Source organism: uncultured Jannaschia sp., assembly GCF_947494025.1.
In the GTDB taxonomy this organism is placed as follows: domain Bacteria; phylum Pseudomonadota; class Alphaproteobacteria; order Rhodobacterales; family Rhodobacteraceae; genus Jannaschia.
The window spans coordinates 1-323 of the sequence record NZ_CANLTQ010000173.1 but is presented as its reverse complement, the minus strand read 5'-3'; the positions used below and the strand labels follow the sequence as shown (position 1 = coordinate 323).

The 323-nt window shown below is 69.7% G+C and carries 1 protein-coding gene; it reads right to left on the bottom strand.

The window, feature by feature from the left end:
- Nucleotides 1-29: 29 nt before the first annotated feature.
- Nucleotides 30-323: hypothetical protein (locus tag Q1B08_RS21830; RefSeq protein ID WP_299823603.1), on the bottom strand; the 294-nt coding region annotated here is incomplete at its 5' end.

The following is a 323-nucleotide window of genomic DNA, read 5'->3' as shown; positions in this document are numbered from 1 at the left end:
ATGAAGCCGACAATGACGGGCCCGGAATGTCAAAGCTCGGCCATGTCAACCACGGCGGCGTCGACCCTCTGCCTGCCGAGCCACCGGATGTCGCGTGCGCGGCAGGCGACGCCGACCACGACCGGCGTCCCGTGCCGCCGTCCCATGCGACGCAGGGAGAAGACCGACCACCACGCGCGGAAGGCCAAGCGCGTCCATGTCCGGTCGTCCCAACCAAGCAGGATCACGTCGGGCCTCACGGCGGCTGCTAAGCGGGCGATCTGCCAGGGATACGGGACGATCAGACCGAGCCGGATCCGGCGCTCGCCCTCCAGCCGCTCCAG